General features: G+C 66.1%; 17 protein-coding genes. 4 read left to right on the top strand and 13 right to left on the bottom strand.

The window, feature by feature from the left end; translation table 11 throughout:
- Positions 1 to 24: 24 nt before the first annotated feature.
- From ACTIFF_RS10655 to ACTIFF_RS10600, 12 genes are all read right to left on the bottom strand, one after another.
- The gene (locus ACTIFF_RS10655) at positions 25 to 372 is read right to left on the bottom strand and encodes a hypothetical protein (protein WP_439536807.1); all 348 of its coding nucleotides are present in this window, start codon (positions 370 to 372) and stop codon (positions 25 to 27) included.
- A gap of 2 nt (positions 373 to 374) precedes the next feature.
- Positions 375 to 3,764 carry a pilus assembly protein gene (locus tag ACTIFF_RS10650; RefSeq protein ID WP_439536806.1) on the bottom strand — a complete coding sequence of 1,130 codons (3,390 nt, stop codon included), beginning with the start codon at positions 3,762 to 3,764 and terminating at the stop codon, positions 375 to 377.
- Entirely contained in the window at positions 3,761 to 4,300 is a 540-nt protein-coding gene (locus tag ACTIFF_RS10645) for a pilus assembly PilX family protein (RefSeq protein ID WP_439536805.1), read from the bottom strand. Before ACTIFF_RS10645 ends, ACTIFF_RS10650 begins: the two co-directional genes overlap by 4 nt.
- Positions 4,297 to 5,289, bottom strand: coding sequence for a PilW family protein (locus tag ACTIFF_RS10640; protein ID WP_439536804.1), 993 nt, complete (start codon positions 5,287 to 5,289; stop codon positions 4,297 to 4,299). Before ACTIFF_RS10640 ends, ACTIFF_RS10645 begins: the two co-directional genes overlap by 4 nt.
- Positions 5,289 to 5,729 carry a type IV pilus modification protein PilV gene (gene pilV / locus ACTIFF_RS10635; RefSeq protein ID WP_439536803.1) on the bottom strand — a complete coding sequence of 147 codons (441 nt, stop codon included), beginning with the start codon at positions 5,727 to 5,729 and terminating at the stop codon, positions 5,289 to 5,291. Before pilV (ACTIFF_RS10635) ends, ACTIFF_RS10640 begins: the two co-directional genes overlap by 1 nt.
- Positions 5,729 to 6,352 (bottom strand): GspH/FimT family pseudopilin, encoded by a 624-nt coding sequence (locus tag ACTIFF_RS10630; protein ID WP_439536802.1) that lies wholly within the window; start codon positions 6,350 to 6,352, stop codon positions 5,729 to 5,731. Before ACTIFF_RS10630 ends, pilV (ACTIFF_RS10635) begins: the two co-directional genes overlap by 1 nt.
- Before the next feature lie 94 nt (positions 6,353 to 6,446).
- Positions 6,447 to 6,914 carry a type IV pilin protein gene (locus ACTIFF_RS10625; protein WP_439536801.1) on the bottom strand — a complete coding sequence of 156 codons (468 nt, stop codon included), beginning with the start codon at positions 6,912 to 6,914 and terminating at the stop codon, positions 6,447 to 6,449.
- On the bottom strand, positions 6,907 to 10,554 hold the full coding sequence (locus tag ACTIFF_RS10620; RefSeq protein ID WP_439536800.1) for a pilus assembly protein: 3,648 nt from the start codon (positions 10,552 to 10,554) through the stop codon (positions 6,907 to 6,909). Before ACTIFF_RS10620 ends, ACTIFF_RS10625 begins: the two co-directional genes overlap by 8 nt.
- Before the next feature lie 21 nt (positions 10,555 to 10,575).
- On the bottom strand, positions 10,576 to 11,193 hold the full coding sequence (locus ACTIFF_RS10615; protein WP_439536799.1) for a pilus assembly PilX family protein: 618 nt from the start codon (positions 11,191 to 11,193) through the stop codon (positions 10,576 to 10,578).
- Entirely contained in the window at positions 11,190 to 12,230 is a 1,041-nt protein-coding gene (locus ACTIFF_RS10610) for a PilW family protein (RefSeq protein ID WP_439536798.1), read from the bottom strand. Before ACTIFF_RS10610 ends, ACTIFF_RS10615 begins: the two co-directional genes overlap by 4 nt.
- On the bottom strand, positions 12,227 to 12,679 hold the full coding sequence (gene pilV, locus ACTIFF_RS10605) for a type IV pilus modification protein PilV (protein WP_439536797.1): 453 nt from the start codon (positions 12,677 to 12,679) through the stop codon (positions 12,227 to 12,229). The genes ACTIFF_RS10610 and pilV (ACTIFF_RS10605) overlap by 4 nt, the downstream gene beginning before the upstream one ends.
- Positions 12,679 to 13,341, bottom strand: coding sequence for a GspH/FimT family pseudopilin (locus ACTIFF_RS10600; protein ID WP_439536796.1), 663 nt, complete (start codon positions 13,339 to 13,341; stop codon positions 12,679 to 12,681). Before ACTIFF_RS10600 ends, pilV (ACTIFF_RS10605) begins: the two co-directional genes overlap by 1 nt.
- Before the next feature lie 312 nt (positions 13,342 to 13,653).
- Here ACTIFF_RS10600 and ACTIFF_RS10595 point away from each other — a divergent pair, with 312 nt between their 5' ends.
- From ACTIFF_RS10595 to ACTIFF_RS10580, 4 genes are all read left to right on the top strand, one after another.
- The gene (locus ACTIFF_RS10595) at positions 13,654 to 14,973 is read left to right on the top strand and encodes a DUF3422 family protein (RefSeq protein WP_439536795.1); all 1,320 of its coding nucleotides are present in this window, start codon (positions 13,654 to 13,656) and stop codon (positions 14,971 to 14,973) included.
- Positions 14,974 to 14,975: 2 nt separating this feature from the next.
- Entirely contained in the window at positions 14,976 to 15,425 is a 450-nt protein-coding gene (locus ACTIFF_RS10590; protein ID WP_439536794.1) for a GNAT family N-acetyltransferase, read from the top strand.
- 136 nt (positions 15,426 to 15,561) lie between these two features.
- Positions 15,562 to 16,182, top strand: a complete 621-nt coding sequence (locus ACTIFF_RS10585) for a sigma-70 family RNA polymerase sigma factor (protein WP_439536793.1) — start codon at positions 15,562 to 15,564, stop codon at positions 16,180 to 16,182.
- Positions 16,179 to 17,018, top strand: coding sequence for a cupin domain-containing protein (locus tag ACTIFF_RS10580; protein WP_439536792.1), 840 nt, complete (start codon positions 16,179 to 16,181; stop codon positions 17,016 to 17,018). Before ACTIFF_RS10585 ends, ACTIFF_RS10580 begins: the two co-directional genes overlap by 4 nt.
- A 248-nt stretch (positions 17,019 to 17,266) precedes the next feature.
- Here ACTIFF_RS10580 and radA read toward each other — a convergent pair whose 3' ends face one another.
- Positions 17,267 to 18,628, bottom strand: a complete 1,362-nt coding sequence (gene radA / locus ACTIFF_RS10575) for a DNA repair protein RadA (protein ID WP_439536791.1) — start codon at positions 18,626 to 18,628, stop codon at positions 17,267 to 17,269.
- Positions 18,629 to 18,630 lie beyond the last annotated feature (2 nt).

Here is an 18,630-nt window from a genome sequence, read left to right as displayed (position 1 = left end):
CCCGGTCGTCCGCCGGCCCACCGCCTACGGTGCCGGCTGCGTGATGCCGTTGCCGACCATCACCTGCGTCACGGTACCGTCGGCACCGGTGGCGAAACTGACCGGCGTGTTCGCCGGGATGTCGGCCAGGCTGCGGCCTTTGGTCAGCCGGCCCTGTTTGTCGATGAGGAAGATTACTGTATTGGCGTTTCCCTTGTAGCGCTTGCCGCCTATCGTCATCGCGCCAGTGGCGGTATCGATGCTGTTGACATAGCCCTGCTGCTCGTACAGCGATGGATTCGACAAGGGGTGCAGCGGCTCGGCCGCATTCAGCGGCAGAGCCGCCGCGGCGCACAGCGATGCAGCGATCGCGTGACGGATGTACGGCTTCATATTCAGTCTCCGATGATTTCTTTCCAGGACACCCGGCCGGCGCGCAGGCCATCCGACACGACGCGCGAGCGTGCGGTGCCGTCCGAGCCACCGACGATCTGCTGCTTGCCGATCTGCAGCGGGCTGCCGGGCAGGCTGTCCGTGCTGTAGCCGCTGCCGACGACACGGCGGCTGGTGCTGCCTTCGGTGTGCGTCACCTGGTCGCTGGCATCGACGATGCCATTGCGGGTGAAATCGAACACATCGAAATCCTGCCGGCCGCCGGTGAAGGGATTCACCCCCAGCACCCAGCCGCGGCCACCCGGCTCGCACGGATTGCTGCTTGGAATCAGCGTACTGACGAACAGCGTCGTGGCGCCCAGTACCGGCGGGTTGATGATGCGCTCGCCTTCGGCACCGGCCGTCGGCGACTGCAGATCGATGTACCAGCCGCGCTTGCCACTCATGCTGGTGCCGCCGGTGGTGTCACCCGGCTTGGAAATCACGCGGTAATTGTCGCCCTGCCCGGTCGAGCCTTCCTGAAGAATGGCGCGCTGGGCCAGATTGCTGCGGCTGGCAATCGAGCTGCCGGTGTCATTCAGGCCATACCAGGTCTGCGCGGCGGTACTGCCCGGATCCGACGTCGCCAGGTAGCGACCGGTGCCGAAGTAGATCCACAGTTTCCGGTCCGCCGGATTGAAGCCGATGCTCACGCCACCGGTGATCGGCTGCACCGCGTTGGTCGAACTGCGCGCCGTGAACAGGGGCTGCGGGATCGCGACCGTGCCGTAACCGGTGCGCCACTGCGCCGGATCGCTGTTGCTCAGGTCGAACTTCCACAGATTGCCCAGCAGGTCGCCCGCATAGAAATAATCGAAATCGCCGTCGCGGTCGATGTCGACGCCTTCGGCAGCCGCCAGACCGTTGGGCGAGGTACTCGAGCCCTGCATCGTGTCGATGCGCTGCACCAGGGCGCCGTTGGCGATATTGAGCACCAGCAGTGCGGCGCGCTCGTTCGCGCTGTTGTAGCCATTGCTGATGACCACGGCCCAGTTGCCGTCATTCATGCGCGCGATGACCGGATTGCCGACGGTCTGTCCGAGATCCGCGTGGGTGTATTCCCAAAGCACCTTGTTCGCCGCAAAGCTGTCCGGGTTCGTCACGTCGAGCGCATAGACCGTCCTGCCGCCACGCCCCTGGGTGCCGATCAGCACGGTGCGCCAGGCCCCCGAGAAATACACCTCGGCCACGACCGGCGAACCGTCATTCATGAACTTGTGGGTGTACTCCGGGTTGGCCAGCAGCTTCATCGTGCTGAAGGCGCCGGTGGGTACGTAGGCGAAACGCTCTTCGCCGGTACGCGCGTCGAAGGCATGCAGCATGCCGTCATTGGCCGCCACGTAGACCATTTCGCGACGGCTGGCAACGGCCGTGCGATGCGCCTGATAGGTGCTGGCACCGGTCCAGGTGAAGCGCTCGAAACGCAGGTCGGTGACCGATCCGACATAGGCCGGCAGCGAATTGACGATGTCGCCGAGCACGCTGGTGCGGTTGCGGAAGCTGCCGCCATTGCGCGCCTCACCCGTGGTCACCCCGCGCAGGTAGTCCAGTGTGGCAGACGTCCCGATCGCGGTACGTTGTGCCGCACTCAGATTGGCCCACTGGAAGGCAATGCCGGCGGTACCCGACCAGGTGAAAATGCTGCGGCTGGCGGCGACGGGAATGAGTTCCGACGCCTTCCAGGATGCGGTCGTGGCGAGCGTGCCATCGGTGTTGATGCGCGTGGCGACGAGATCGCCGGTCCAGCTGCCGCCGACGAAGCGCGACTGGAACAGCAGCGTGTTGCTGGTCAGTGACGTACTGGTGGCCGTGACATTGCCGGTCGAGGCCACCCGTTCGCTGATGTCGGTCAGCACGGCCGACAGGCCATCGGTGAATTGCTGCGGATCGGACGCATTCACGAACGCGCCGCGACCGTTGAGCGTCGCGTGCCACAGGTCATCGAGCTTGGCGGGCGAACTGTCTGCCGGATCGGGCCAGCTCTTGGTGCCCGCGGTGAGCGCCGGCAGATCGGTGGCCGGATCCAGCGTGCCGCTGACGCCCAGCGACAGGCCGAAGGTCACCATGTGCTGCCAGTTGGCACTGTCGCGTGCGCTGGTCGGCACGTTGTTGGCAATGCCGGTGCGCAGGTCACGCTTGTAATAGTGCATTGCGACATCGGCCAGCGTATTGCGGTGGGTGTCGCGGTACGGCCGTTCTTCGGTGCCATCGGAGTTGCCGATCGCATTCAGTGCGAAGGCATCGCTCCAGTAGCCATCGGTGGTCAGGATGGTGAAGGACTGCCGGCACGTCAGCGGGTTGGCATAACCGGTCTGGCGCCAGGGGTCATCATTGCCGGTCTTGTTTTCGTAGTAGTTGCCGGCCCAGTTCAGCGCGGTACGCAGCGGCGTACCGTTGGTGTCGATGTCGGTTTCCAGCATTCGCTCGAACCAGGTTTCGCGGTTGGTGCCGGTAAAGCCGCCATTGGTCGGGATCAGGAATTCGCCCGCACCGTTGATCGTGCGGAAGCCGACGCGGAAGTTTTCGCCCAGCTGGCCGAAGGCAATCGACGCACCCGCCCGCGCCGTCAGCACCCGGCTGCGATAGTAGGTGAACCAGTTGGCGAAGTTCTGCGTCTCCTCCGCCACGGTGCGCGTTGCTCCGTTGGGCCAGGTGAAGCTCGTGATTTCGACTTCACCCGCGGTGATCGGGTCACGCTTGTAGGCGCGTGTGCCGCGGATCTGGTACTTGGTGTAGTTGCCCGCCGAGGCGCGTGAGCCATTGCCGCGATAGATATAGAAGGTGATCGGCCAGAAGCTCTGGTTGCATGTATTCAAGCAACTGTATGCAGCCGAATTCAGGTTGGTGTTCGTCGTGTTGGCAAACCAGCGTGCCGACTGTGTCTGTTCCGCCGTGAGGTCCAGCGTGCCACGCGTCGTATCCGCCGGATTGTAGGGCGCAGCCGTGGTGCTCGCGTTTCCGAACGATGTTCCGGTATGCGTCAGCCAGGGGCGATACGCAGTCTGCGGGTTATAGAAGACGGCGTTGTTGTCGGGCGAGCGGCCGAAGAAGTTGTGGATGTTGTTGTCCTGGAAGGTCGGCGACCGTCGCTCGTACATGTCCGCGCCATACAGACTGTTGGGCGGCGGAAACAGGTAGTAGGAGAAGTACAGGTTTTCGTCCGGCATGACCTCCCACTGCATCGAACCCGAATCGTCGAGCAGGAACATCAGGTTGGGCGCGACCGCACTGCCCACAACCAGCGGCGCATCCGCGATATCGACCAGAGCGCGGGCCGGCGTGCTGGCCATCAGTGCGGCGACCTGGACTGCCGCGACCAGCAGGCCGGTGAATGTTCGATGCATGGTGTTCATGGTCTGTACGTGGTCTGCAGCAGCACGGCGGGGCGACCGGCAACCGGCGCACTGCGGGCCGTGATGCGGTAGCGCGGTTTGAGGCAATCGGATGCGATCGTCGTGACCGTGTCGCAATCCGGCGTAGACGGCCAGAGGCCGAGATCTTCGATGAGGTATTGCGGTACGCCGGCCGCCTTGGCACGCGTGTCCGCGTCGGCCGCTTCCCACCACACCGTTGCACTCGCCCAGACGGCGGCCGGATCTTCCCAGCGGTTGCGGAAACCGCTGCCGTTGGGCACCGGCTTGCCGTACAGGCCGCCGAGCGAACCGTCGAACGGTCCCGCCGTGCCGCTCGCCAGCAGCGTTTCCGCCTCGCGCAGCGACGATTCGGCCGCCTGGAAGGCGATCGCACGGTCGTACAGGTTGGCGCTCATGCGCTCCTGCATGCCGGTACCGCGCATGCTGGCCAGGCCGAGCAGCGTCACGGCGAGCAGCAGCATCAGCGCGACGACCAGCGTCACGCCACGTTGCCGGGCAGGCAGCATCATATTCATGACATGCGGTTCCTCAGCGTGACCACGTGGGTCATCGTGCGGCGCACGCGGTCGGCCGCGGTCGACGGGCGATCGGGCTCGTCGATGATCAGCCGCAGGCGCACGCCGACCACGGCATTCCAGTCGGTCACGGCGGTCGCGGCGACCCAGGCGGTGGCGCCCTCGACCAGATAGTCGGCCTGCAGGTCGACCACACCGTCGATCACCTCTTCGGCGACCAGCGTCAGCGTGCCCGCGTCGTTCTGCGGTGCGACGCGGTAGAGCGAACGCGATGTGGTCGTGGTGCGTCCGTTGTTGCCGACGTACCAGGCGAGCGACTCCAGCCGCATCGCGACCGCGTTGGCCTCGAAGCGATAGGTCTGGCCGTTGGCGCTGCAGTCGGGCGGGTCGGCAAAGCCCAGTCCGCGTGTGCAGTTGCCCGGCGAACCTGCGTTGCCGTGCTCGACCTGGGTGCCATTGGCGTCGGTCACCTGGAACAGGGAGGCCTGGCTGAAATTGCATACGACGGCCAGATCGCCGGTCGCGAGCGCCCGGTTGGCCGGGCTGAAGGTGAGCATCTGCGTCGCGGTGTCATGCGCCGACACGGTCTGCGGCTGGCTGCCGGTGCGCATGACCTGCAGCGCCGACGTACCGGCCACGCGCTGGCCGGCGGCGCTGCCGAACGGTGCACCGGCAAAGGCTTCGCTGCCACCGTAACCGCGCAGACCGCCGTTCCATTGCGTCCACCACAGCGACGCCGGATTGTTCAGCACATTGACGAACTGCAGTGCGCCGCCGCAGGCGTTCAGGCCGGCATCGCGGATGTCGCGCGCCAGCAGTTCGAATCCGGTGCGGGCGGCCTCCTGGATGCGCGACAGCCCCTCCGTGGTGTTGTAGGTCTGGCGGTTCGACAGCACCAGGCCGATGGCGGTACCGGTGATGAACAGGCCGATGGCGAGCGCGATCATCAACTCGATCAGCGTTCGGCCCTGCTGTGCGTGCACGCGCATCACAGGCGCGCCTCGATGCGGAACACCTGATTGGTGGAGCCGCCCCGGGCCCGGCTGTCGTCCCAGCGCACGGTGATCATGCAGCTGCCGGTCGCACCGCCGGTACAGGTCACGCCGCCGCAGGCGGAACTGCCCATGCTCGTCTGCAGATCGGCGATCCAGTTGGCCAGCTGCGTGTCGGCAAAACTGCCGGCAGCCGGTGGCGTGCAGGCGTCGTCGGTCAGCGCCAGGTTGTAGCTGCCGCTGCGGGCTGCGGCGACATCGGCACGCAGCCGGTCGATCATGGTGTAGGCACCGAGCACGGCAGCGCTGCGTTCGTAGGCACTCTGGTTGGAGCGCAGCGAAGCCATCTGCAGGGCCGCCATGCCGAGCATGCCGACCGACAGCACGAACAGTGCAACTGCCACTTCGATCAGCGAAACACCCGCCTGCGCCTTCATCAGGTATCTCCCGGCGCCGCGCAGCTGGCCGATGTGCTGCGTGCCACACCGATGCGACTGCCGCCGCCCAGACGCACGTCGCGCGCGTTGTTCGTGACGCCATCGATCACGGTGCACAGCCGCAGGGTGCCGGACTGAAGCAGGGTCTGTCCCGGTGCCCGGGCAAGGCCGTCGGGCCGGTACACCACGCGATTGCCGCTGCCCGCCAGCGCGGGGCTCGCCCGCACCCGGACCTGGTCGCCCGCGAATACATGGGTGCGCACGACCACCTCGACCGGATTGGTGGCGGCATTCGGGTTGAAGGCGCCACTGCCGTCGGCGTCGATGAACACCATCCAGCCCGCCCAGGTGCCGTCGGCGTCGGTGACGCAGCCGCCTGCGGTATCGATCTGTCCGCCCGCCACGGCCGCCCGGCACAGCACGCTGCGCGCATTGCCGCGGATGGCTTCGGCGCGCGCACTGTTCATGCCTGCGATGAATTCATTGGCTTCGGCAGCCAGGCGATTCATCACGATCAGACTCTGGAACGAGGGCACGGCGAAAGTGGTCACCACCGCCAGGATGGCGATGGTGATCATCAGTTCGATCAGCGTGAAGCCCGAAGCGGGCGAACGGCGGTGCATCGGCGGACAGAGGGAAGGCGATCCCTCTGTTACGGCCGCCGGCCTTGAAGCTTGAGTACGCCCTGGACGGGTGGGCGAAAACTTCTGTGTCGGGTCAGCGCCAGCAGGCGGCTGCCCGCGTTGCGCACGTGTCGCCGGTTCCGGTGGCGGCTTTTGCGCCGGTCTGGTTCAGGCTCAGCGTGCAGCCGCACTTGGAATCGTTGGATGACTGGCCGGACTGCGGGACGGCCGTGATCGTGTAGGTGCGGGCTGCAAGCGTCGGGGCCGGGAAGGTGTAGAAGCCGGTCAGATCCGTCCTGCACTGCTGATTGTTCGGCAGGGTTGCGCCGACATAGGTGAGCGCGGTGGTGTATTGGCGCTCCAGCATCTGGGCCTGCTCCGACAGGCAGGCTGCCGCCGTCGCGCGCCGACTGTCGATGACGTACTGCGTGTAGTTCGGATACACGATGGCGGACAGGACGCCGATGATCGCCACGACGATCATCAGTTCGATCAGCGTGAAGCCGCGCTGGAGGCTGTGGTGGATGTTCATGCGCACGTTGTTGGTCCCGATGTCAGTCATTGATCAGTTCGCGCCACGACAACCGGCCGAAGATGTCCGGCAGGTTCAGGCTTTCGCACACCGTTTCGCCGTTGGCCAGACCGATCAGCACGCCGGCCTGCCCGCTGAGCGTCGTGCAAGGCGACCCGAGCGGCTGCCCGCCGGTGCCACCGGTGCTGCCGCCACCGCTGACCGAACCGTCGCCGGCGGGTGCGTCGTTGCGCACCAGGATGGGTCGCGACGGGATGGACAGCAGACCGACACCGCTGACGTTGTAATTGACCGACGGCTGACCTTCCACGCTGACGGTCACCGGTTCGCGGTTGATGAACACATTATCCTGCAGACGGCCGCCGGTGTAGGGGTCGAGCGTCAGCAACCAGCCGTTGCCGCCCGGGCTGCAGGGGTCATCGGCCGGGATGGCGGTGGTGGCGAACAACGCGGTACTGAACGCCTGCACGCCGTAGAACATGCGCTCGCCCTGCTGGGTGCCGGTCGGCGGCAGCAGGTCGAGGTACCAGCCCTGCTTGACGTAATTGCCGTCGGCATCGGTCATGGCCGCACCGCCCGACGTGTCGCCCGGCGCCGAAATGACCCGCACGCGATTCGGATTGATGTCGGTCGTCTCCGGCGTGAAGAGCGCGGTTTCGAACAGCACGACGCGCTGCGCGAAGTTGCTGCGGCCGCTCACCGGCGAAGTCAGCGTATCCCCAAGGTAGTTGTCGTACAGCCCGTACCAGGTCTGCGTCGAGGTGTCGGCACGGTCGGTGCCGGCCAGGAAGCGGCCGGTGCCGAAACTGATCCAGCGCACACCATCCGCCGGATTCAGCAGCACTTCGATGTTCGACGTGATGGCCTGCGGATTGCCCGATGCATCCAGCGCGCGATAAAGCGGCATCGGCGCCTCGCTCGTTCCGAAGGCGACCTTCCACTCGCTGGCCACGGTCGATGTCAGATCGAAGCGCCACACGTTGCCGCGCAAGTCACCGGCGTAGGCGTAATCCGCCGTGCCATCGCCGTCGTTGTCCCATTGCGTGATGTCGGCCAGGCCATTGCTGAGGCAGGGACTGTCGGTCGTCACGCAGTCGCCGGTATCGATCTTGCGGATCAGCGCGCCGGTCAGCGCATCGATCACGAACAGGAAGCCGCGGTTCTGGTCGCTGTTGTAACCGTTGCCGATCAGCACCGCCCAGCGGCCATTGTTGAGCCGGGTCAGCACCGGATTGCCGATGAACTGGCCGAGGTCCGAATCGGTGAATTCCCACAGGATGCTGCTGGTGCCGAAGGCATCCGGATTGGTGATGTCGAGCGCGAAGACCTGGCGACCGCCGCGACCTTGCGTGCCGACCAGCACGCTGCGCCACTGCCCGGTACCGCCCTCGCCGCTCTGATAGACATCACCGGCGCGCAGGAAACCGTCGACGATGAAGCGGTGCGTGTAGTTGGGCGACGTGAGCGTCCTCATGGCCGGCAACGCCGCACTGGGTACATAGGCGAAACGCTCGACACCGGTGACGGCGTCGAAAGCGTGCAGCATGCCGTCGTTCGCGCTGACGTACACCATTTCCCGGCGTGCAGCGACCGGCGGTTCCGCCGTGGAATCGGCGATCAGGCTCTGACGGAATGCCTGGTAGGTCGACGCACCTTCCCACGTGAACCGCTCGTATGAGAAGTTATCCGGCGCCGCGACGAACACCGGCGATGAATGCACGATGTCGCCGAGCACCGACAGGCGGTTGCGGAACGGCCCGCCCTGATCGACCTCCTGCGTCCGCACGCCGCGCAGGTAATCGAGCACCGCGCTGTCGTCGCCCAGTTGTGCCTTCTGCGTGTCGCTCAGGTTGTCCCACAGAAAGGTCACGCCCAGCGTCGCGTTGCGGGTGTAGATGTTGCGGCTGGCCGCTGCAGGCAGTTGTTCCGATGCCTTCCACTGCGGCGTCGTGCCCAGGCCGCCCGAGGACACCGTGTAGGCCCACAGGTCGCCGGTCCAGACCTCACTGGTGAAGCGTGCCTGGAACACCTTGCTGCCTTCGCGCAACTCGGTCGACGACACGCCGAGATTGGACGACGACGCGGTGCGCTGCACGATCGTGTCCAGCGCGCCCTTCAGACCATTCGCGAATTCTTCAGGTGTCGCCGCGCTGACGAACTTGCCGCGACCGTTCACCGTTGCGTGCCACAGATCGTCCAGCTTGCCGCTGTCGGTGGAGGTGCTGGGCCACGACAACTCGCCCGAAGTGAGACGCGGCAGGTCGGTGTCCGGATTCAGCGAGCCCTGCAGACCCAGCGCCACGCCGAAGGTGACCATGTGCTGCCAGTCCGCCGGGTCGGCATCCGTGGTCGGCACGCGGTTGGCGATGTCGCTGCGCAGATCGTTCTTGTAGTAATACATCGCCACGTCGGCCAGCGTACGCGAATAGGTGTCCGCGTAAGGCGCCCCTTCGGTTCCGTCGGCGTTGCCGATCGAATCGTTGACGTTGTTCAGACCCGTGTTCGTATCGTTGTAGTAGCCGTCGGTGGTCAGGATGGTGAAGCTCTGGCGGCAACTGAGCAGGCCGTCCGGTTCGGCCGGGCCCCACGGATCGTTTTCGCCCGTGGTCGTGCGGTAGTACTCACCGGCGCGGGCCAGTGCCACGCGCAGCGGTGTGGTACCCGAACCGCTGGACGCGAACATGTTCGTGAACCAGGTTTCGCGGTTGGTGCCGGCGAACCCGCCGGTCAGCGGGATATCCAGCTGACCCGTGGTGCCGTTCAACGGCCGGTACCCGATGCGGTAATTTTCGCCCAGCGTAGAAAATGCGGCACTGACCCCATTCTTGGCCGCATCGCGACGGCTGCGGCTGTAGGTGAACCAGTTGGCGAAGTTCTGCTTTTCCTCGGCGATGGTGCGTGTCACCCCGCCCGCCCAGTTGAACGTGGTGACGGCGGTCACCGAGCCATCGGCAAGATCGACGCGGTCGGCGTCATTGCCGCGGATCTGGTATCGGTAGTAATTGATGCGCTCCAGATCCGATCCGGTGCCCTTGTAGACGTACCAGGTCATGGGCCAGAAATTCTTCGCGCAATTGCGTGTGTCGACCGCATTGCTGCCGTCCTGGTCAAACAGGGTGCACGGTGCCGACGGGCTCCGTGGCACGTTGGCGGTGCTGAACGAAAACGTCGTGGCGGTCGTGTTGGTGGCCCAGCGGAAACGCCCCGACTGCTCCGCCGTGAGGTCGATGCCCGACGTGTCGGCCGGGGTGTACTTTGCATTGGTCGGATTGGACGCGGCGTACTGCGTGCCTTCCGGACCCGTCCAGCGGCGATAGGTCACGGCCGGGTTGTAATAGACCCGGTTGATCTGGCTGGTACGCATCGCCACATTCAGGATGTTGGCGTCGTCGTAGTCAGGCATGTAGGCAGAGGAGTTTCCGGTGCCTGTGCGGATCGAATACTCGAAATCCCACAGGCTGACGAAACTGTCGGGCAAGGCTTCCCACAGCATCGAACCGGAATTGTCGAGAATCATCAGCACATTGGGCGCCGCCGTCACATTCAGGATCAGCGGATTGCTTGAAATCGGCACCTGTGCCTGCGCGGGCGAACACGCCAGCCAGATCCCGACCACGCTTGCGCATGCAGCACGCAGGCCGGCCGTGGCGAAAGAACGAACAGCATTCATGATCGGAACTCCAGGTTCATTCTATGGGCGGTAGGTGGTCTGCAAGGCAACGTTCGGCCGCCCTTCGACCGGCGGCATGCGCGCGGTGATGCGGTAGCGCGGCCCGCGGCACGACGTGCTGCCGCGGCGACCGCAGCCGGTGCCGTCCTCGAATTCACCCATGTATTCGATGATGAATTCCGGCGGGGTGTTGCTGGTATCGCTGAGGCGAGCCTTCATGGCCGTATCGATCTGGCCCCACCAGGTGGTGGCCTGTCGCCACTGGGTCGCGGAATCGTTCCAGCGCTCTGCGTACGCGGGGGCAGCCGGTGTGCTTTCCGAACCGCCCCCACCGCCGCCACTCGGCGGCGTCGGTGCCGCGACCGCGCACAGCGGCGGCGTGCCACCGGGCAGGCAGTACAGCCCGTTGCTGTTGGTGACGGTCGTCGTGACGGTGATGCTCGCTTCGGCTTCGCGCAGCGCCGATTCGACCGCCTGGAAAGCCAGACTGCGGTCGTACATGTTCGCGCCCATCTTTTCCTGCATGCTGGTGCCGCGGATACTCGCCAGACCGAGCAAGGTCATGACGATCAGCATCACCAGCGCAACCAGCAGGGTGGCGCCGCGTTGCGAGCGCAGATTCGGTTGTCGCGCACTCATGACACGCGGTTCCTCAGATTCACGACATGGGAAATGCGCCGTGTGAGCCGGGCGCCCACGGCATTGGTCGCCGTGCCGGTGTCCGGTGCATCGATATCGAGCTGGATCTGGATGGCCACCACCTCGTTCCAGCGATTGAGCGCCGTGATGTCGGTGGCGCTCAGGTAATCGCCGCCCGGCAGCCGGTAAGTGATCTGCATGTCGCGCACACCTTCGACGATTTCCTCTGCCACCTGCTGCGCACTGCCAAGGTTGTTGCCGACGCTGACCCGGTACAGCGAGGTCGGGCTGTTCGTGTTGCCGCCGCGACCGTTGTTGCCGACGAACCAGGCGGCCGCCTGCAGCCGCATCAGCTGCGAGCCGGGCGGAAACACCTTGCGCACGCCGGTACCGGCGTCGCAGGTCAGCGGCGTCCGGAAAGCGAGGCCGCTGGAGCAATTGCCCGGCGAGCCCGCGCCGATGTCGTGAACAACCGAATTGGTCGACGCATCGACCGCACTGACCTGGAAGATCGCGCTGTTCTCGAAGTCGCACAGCACGACCAGATCGCCGCTGGCCAGCGTGTGCGGCGTGGCGAGCGTGAGGGTCGATGCTGCGTCGTTGTGCCCGCTGACCGACATCGCTGCCGTCCCGCCGTGGATCGTCTCGACCAGATCGGTACCGGTCAGCCGTTGCCCGACGCCGGTACCGATGACGGCGGCCAGAGACGCTTCCGTGTTGTTGAAACCCCGCAGGCCGCGCGTCGTGTCCGACCAGTTCGACCACCAGTTCGTGGTCGGATTGGCCAGCAGATTCAACACGCGGGAGCGGCCACCGTTGCAGGCATTGATGCCGACGGCACGCAGGTCGCGCGACATCAGCTCGAACGCCATGCGGGTCGATTCCTGGATGCGCGACAGCGCCTCGGTCGAGCGGTAGGCCTCGCGGTTGCTGATCACCATGGCAATGGCACCCGCCGACACCACCAGGCCGAGCACCAGGGTGACCAGCACCTCGACCAGCGACGTGCCGCGCTGGGAAGAACGGAAGATGTTCATATGCGGACGTCCACCTGGAATGTGTGATCACTCGCGCCGTTGGTCACCCGGCTGTCGTCCCAGCGCACGGTGATGCGGCAGGACACGGGCGTACCGGAGCAGGTGATGCCACCGCACGAGCCGGCGCCCAGATTGTTCGCCAGGCCGGTCAGCCACTGGTTGATGTCGATCGTGGCCGGCTCGGTACCGGTCGGTATCTCGCAGCCGGAAGTCGGCAGATCGCGGTTGTAGGTGCCGTTGCGGGCGAGCGTCTGGTTGCTGCGCATGCGGTCGGCCATCGAATAGGCGGCGATCACCGCCGCATTGCGCTCGAAGGCGCTCTGGTTCGCCTTCATCGCCATGGTCTGCATGCCGGCGATGCCCAGCATGCCGAAAGCCAGCACGAACAGCGCGACCAGCACTTCGATCAGCGACACGCCCTGCTGCATCGGTCTCGATTGATGCTTCATCAGCTTCCCTCCACCGGAGTACTTCCGCCACCGCCCTCTTCCACGGGCTGCACGACCACCCCGCAATTTGCGTCGTTGCCGCGTGCAATCGACATGCGACTGCCCGACACAAGCGACACCACCCGCATGTTGTTGCCACTGAGCACACCGCTGCGGTCGCACACGCGAACTTCCGCGGCCTGCAGCGCGAGTGAATTCTGGCCACGTGCCATGCCGTCCGGCCGGAACGCGATGCGGTTGCCCGCGGCAGAGAGCGCATCGTTCGAAATCAGTTCCAGTGCGTTGCCGGTGATGGCCTGCATGCGCAGGATGCGCTCGGTGCCATCGATCGCACCGTTGCTGTTCTCGTCCACGAACACCGCCCAGGCCTGCCAGGGCTGGCTGTCTGCCGTGGTCACGCAACCGTTGGTCGCACTGAACGTCACCGCACCGTCGGTCGCCGCCGCCCGGCACAACAAAACGCGCCGCTGGACCCGGACCGCCTCGGAGCGCGCCAGATTCATGCCCGACAGCAGCTCGTTCGACTCGGCCGTGAGGCGGCTCGACGCGATGAAGCTCTGGAATGCTGGAAATGCAAAAGCCGCCAGGATGGCCATCAGGGTGACCACGATCATCAGCTCGATCATCGTGAAGCCGGCGTGCGCAGGGCGAAGACGCGTCATGGACAGGCTGGACCGGAAAAGGAATGCTGATCTCAACTTACGTCATGACGACCGTCGGGCGCGAGCTGCCCATGACGAACGGCAGGAAGCGGCACCTGAACGGCGCCGCCGCAACCGTTTGCCGTGACATCCGTCACAGCGAGCCGGGCCCGCGCGCGGCCGATGCCGGTTGCCGGGTCGGCACGACACGCCGGGCGGCCATGCAGTGCTGCGGGCATTGCCCGCCTGCTGCGCCAACTTCTATCGCCATTCCTCATCGTGCTGCACAATCCGGTCGATCCAATCCGATCATGCCGCCCCTGTTCCTGCCCCATGCCCGATCAAGACAGCCCCGCCCGAACACTCGGCCATCTGCCCCAGCACCCGCTGCGCTACAAGCTGAACAACGAGGTCCATGCGCGGCCGCCGGTGTCGCTGACGCATCCGCAGCGCGTGTCCTACCTTGCGTTGATCCATGACGGGACGACGGAAGACAGCGAACTGAAGCAGCTGCGGGCCCTGGCGGACGCCTTTGCGCGGCCGTTGCCGGAGGCGGATGGCGGTCACCTGCAGCTTGATGTCGGCGACTTCCTGTTGAAGTGGGAGCGGCACAACGAGTTTTCCAGCTACGCCTTCTTCTGTACGCCGCGCGCCGACGAAACCGACGCGCGTCACGGCGCGCTGCCGCGCGTGCCGCCCGGCTGGCTCGAAGGGCTGCCCGGCTCGGTCATCGTCGCCACGCACATCGAGCTGCAATCCACCACGGCGCTCGGCCCGAAATCCGTCATGGACGGTCTGATCGCCAGCGGGCGCCAGGGCGTTGCCGCCCAGGTCGCCGACGGTGCGGCGTGGGTGTTCACCGATTTCATGCTGACCGACGGCTGGTCCCGCTATCTGGTGCTCGACGAGCGCCTGACGCCGCGCCAGGCAGGTCGCACCGTGCAGCGCCTGCTCGAGATCGAAACCTATCGCGTGATGGCCCTGCTCGCCTTTCCGGTCGCGAAGGACGTCGGGCGCCTGCTCGGTCGCGCCGAAGGCGAACTCGCCGACCTGATGGACAGCATGGGCACGGCCACGACACCGGAAGACGAGCGCAATGTGCTGTCGCACCTGACCCGGCTCGCCGCCGAGGTGGAACGTTCGGTGGCGCGCACCACCTTCCGCTTCGGCGCGGCGCAGGCTTACTACCGGCTGGTGACCAGTCGGATCGGCGAATTGCGCGAACAGCGGGTCGAAAGCTTTCCGACCATCGGCGAATTCATGGACCGCCGGCTGGCACCCGCGATCAACACCTGCGAAGCCATTGCACGGCGGCAGGAGGAGCTGTCGGGGCGGATCGCGCGAAACTCGCAATTGCTGCGCACCCGGGTGGACATCGAACTGGAGCGCCAGAACCAGGAGTTGCTGGTGCAGATGAACCGGCGCGCAAAACTGCAGATGCGGCTGCAGGAAACGGTGGAAGGCCTGTCCATCGTCGCCATCACGTATTACGCGTCGCAACTGGTGCAGTACCTCGCGAAGGGCCTGCATGTCTGGCTGCCGCTCAGCCCGGACACGATCACCGCGATTTCGATTCCGGTCATCGCCGGGCTGGCTGCGCTCGGGTTGCGGCGCATGCGGCGCAAGCTGGCGGCCGAAGAAGGCACGCACTGACCATGCACACGCTGCGTCACGCCACGTTCGCCGACATTCCCGACCTGTGCGCCCTGCTCGCGCAGCTGTTCGGGCAGGAAGTCGAATTCGTCGCCGACGCGGCAACGCAGGCGCGTGGTTTGCAGCGCATCCTCGAGGCGCCGGACAGCGGCGACATCCTGATGCTCGCAGAAGATGATCGTCCGGTCGGCATGGTGAGCCTGCTCTACCTGACCAGCACCGCGCTCGGCAGCCGCGTCGCGCTGCTGGAAGACATGGTGGTGGCGCCCGGGCAGCGCGGCCACGGCTGTGGCAGCCGGCTGCTCGAGGCCGCGATCGACTGCGCACGGCAACGCGGATGCCGCCGCATCACGCTGCTGACCGATGGTCACAACCTCGATGCGCAACGCTTCTACCGGCAGCATGGATTCGCAGGCTCGGACATGAAGGCGATGCGATTGATGCTCGACTGATGCGCAGGCCGCAACTGCATCCGCATTGCGATGCGCTGCGTAAGGGGTTCAACAGGGCAATCAGGAAAGGATCATGGGCCGCAGCGCACCGTTTGCGCAGACATTCCCGATCGTCGCCCTGTCGACATTCGTCCCCATGAACCCGATGTCATCCGACACCGCAGCGCCTGGCCCTTCGTCCGACGACGAGGCGCTGCTGTGCGCGCTCATCGGGCGTATGGCCGACGGCGACGAGGCGGCACTCGGCCGGCTGTACGACCACACGGTGCGCCGCGTGTACGGCCTCGCGCTGCGCATCACACGCAACCCGCAGATCGCCGAGGAGGTCGCCGAGGAGGTGTTCTGGCAGGCCTGGCGGCAGGCCTTGCGCTTTGACGCCGCGCGCGGCAACCCGATGGCCTGGCTGATGACGATGACGCGCAGTCGCGCACTTGACGCGCTGCGCCGCACCGACGACGCGGAGCTGCACCCGGAGCCCGAAACACTGATGGCCGTCGAAGCCGCCTGCGAAGGCGACCCGCAGAATCTGCTCGAAGCGGTGCAACGGCAGCACGCGCTGCACGCCGCGCTGGAATCGCTGGACGCGCTTCCGCGACAATTGCTGTCACTGGCCTTTTTCCGCGGACTGACGCACGAAGAGATTGCCGTTCAGTCCTCCCTGCCGCTCGGCACCGTCAAATCACACATCCGGCGTGCACTGACCGCGCTGGGAAAGGTACTTCCGCCGGACATGGCCGCACTGGATACCCACGCATGAGCACGCCGCCGCTTCCACCCGACGACGACACGGGCGATACGCTGCAGCAACTGCTGGCCGCGGCGCTCAAGCCGGTCGCACTCGAACCTGCGCGCAGCGACGCCTTGCGCAGCCGGCTGCTCGCACGCGCCCGCGACAGCGTGCAAGCCCAGACGCACCACACCCGGATACGTGCAGGCGAAGACGGCTGGGCGCGCGTGGTCGATGGCGTACGCGCCAAGCTGTTGAACGAAGGCGCGAGCACGCGCTCGGTGCTGGTCGAATTCGACCCGGGCGCCGCCTTGCCGATGCATCGTCATCACGAGCACGAACAATGTCTGGTGCTGCGCGGCGACCTGCAGATGGACGACCTCGACATCCGCGCCGGCGACTATCACGAAGCGCCGGCCGGCAGCCGGCACGGGCGCGTGCGCTCGACCGGCGGCGCACTGATCTATCTGCGCGGTGTGTCGCTCGGCCACACCGGCCGGGTGATCCGCGACATGGTCACCGCCTGGCTGCCCAGCCGCGGCAGCGCCCCGCACACGATCCGCGCCGGCGAAGGGCGGTGGTCGGACCTGTCACCCGGCGTGCAGGCCAAGCGCCTGTTCGACGGTGCAGACGAAGCATCGATGCTGCTGCGCGTCGCGCCCGGCGCGCAGGTGCCGAAGACGCTCGCCGCGGCCGAGGGCGAATATCTGGTGCTCGAGGGCGAAGCGTTTGTCGGCGACACCCTGCTGCGCGCCGGCGAGTACGACTACGCACACCCGGACGCCGACGATTTCGAGTTGAGCAGCGACGTCGGCGCGCTGTTCTACCTGCACGCCAAGGTGGCACAGGCGCCACGGACGAACTAAAACCGCGCCAGTGCTTGCCCCTTCGCATGAGCGGACCCTGTCCGCGATACGCACGTTGATCGAGCGGAGTCGCCATTTCGGAGACCGGAATCGCCTGCAGGGCAGGCTCCTACGAAGACCGCGGAGGCTTCACCACTGGCGACGTTCTTCGTAGGAGCGGACCCCGTCCGCGATACGCACATCCGGTCAGCGACCAGCCGATGCTCCGGGGCGCTTTCTGCCGCAGGGCCGCGACATGCGCAGGTGCGTCACTCCAGTTCGCGCAATTTTGCGAAGGCTTCTTCGATGCGCTCGACCGGAATGATGGTCAGGCCGTCGATCTTCTGTTTGGGCGCATTGGCTTTCGGGATCAGCGCATGCGTGAAACCCAGCTTGGCGGCTTCGCGCAAGCGCTCCTGTCCACGCGGCGCCGGGCGGATTTCGCCAGCCAGGCCGACCTCCCCGAAGGCGACCATTTTCTGCGGCAGCGGACGGTTCTTCAGCGATGACACGATGGCGAGCAGCACCGCGAGGTCGCCGGCCGGCTCGCCGATCTTCACGCCGCCCACCGCATTGACGAACACGTCCTGATCGGCGCACACCACACCGGCATGCCGATGCAGCACCGCCAGCAGCATGGCCAGCCGCGCCGCGTCCAGCCCGACGGTGAGCCGGCGCGGATTGCCGTGGGCGCTGTCCACCAGGGCCTGGATCTCGACCAGCAGCGGCCGCGTGCCTTCCTGCGTCACCATGACGCAGGAGCCTGACACCGGCTGGCCGTGCTGCGACAGGAACATCGCCGACGGATTGGACACGCCGCGCAGGCCGCGCTCGGTCATGGCGAAAACGCCCAGTTCGTTCACCGCGCCATACCGGTTCTTGAACGCCCGGATCAGGCGGAAGCTGGAGCTGGTCTCACCTTCGAAATACAGTACCGTGTCGACGATGTGCTCGAGCACGCGCGGCCCGGCCAGGGTGCCTTCCTTGGTCACATGACCGACCAGGATCAGGCTGTGCCCAGCCTGTTTCGCCGCCCGCGTGAGCTGCGCTGCGCATTCGCGCACCTGCGCCACCGAACCGGGGGCCGAGGTGAGCTGTTCGGAATAGACGGTCTGGATCGAATCGACCACCACGACGCGCGGCCGGGTGTCGTTCAGCACGGCGCCGATCTTTTCCAGATTGATTTCCGCCAGCAGCTGCAGCCCCGACGGATCGAGCGCCAGGCGTTGCGCGCGCAGCGCCACCTGTTCGCCCGACTCTTCACCCGTGATGTAGAGCGTGCTCACGCGCGAAGCCAACTGGGCCAGCGCCTGCAGCAGCAGGGTCGACTTGCCGATGCCCGGGTCGCCGCCGATCAGCACCACGCCACCGGGGACCAGGCCGCCGCCCAGCACGCGGTCGAATTCTTCCAGTCCGGTCGCCAGACGCGGTTCGTCACGCGGCCGGATGTCGGCCAGCGTCTGCACCTGCGCGGTACCGGCCAGCGAGGCGAAACGGTGTGCACCGGTGCCCTGCTCGGCAACGGTTTCGACCAGCGTGTTCCAGCCGGAGCACCCGGGGCACTGGCCGGCCCACTTCGGGCTGGTGGCGCCGCATTCGGTGCAGGAATAGACGCTCTTTGCCTTGGCCATCG

Origin of the sequence: Methyloversatilis sp. (assembly GCF_051861465.1) — a bacterium.
In the GTDB taxonomy this organism is placed as follows: domain Bacteria; phylum Pseudomonadota; class Gammaproteobacteria; order Burkholderiales; family Rhodocyclaceae; genus Methyloversatilis.
This window is presented reverse-complemented; position numbering and strand designations above follow the sequence as displayed.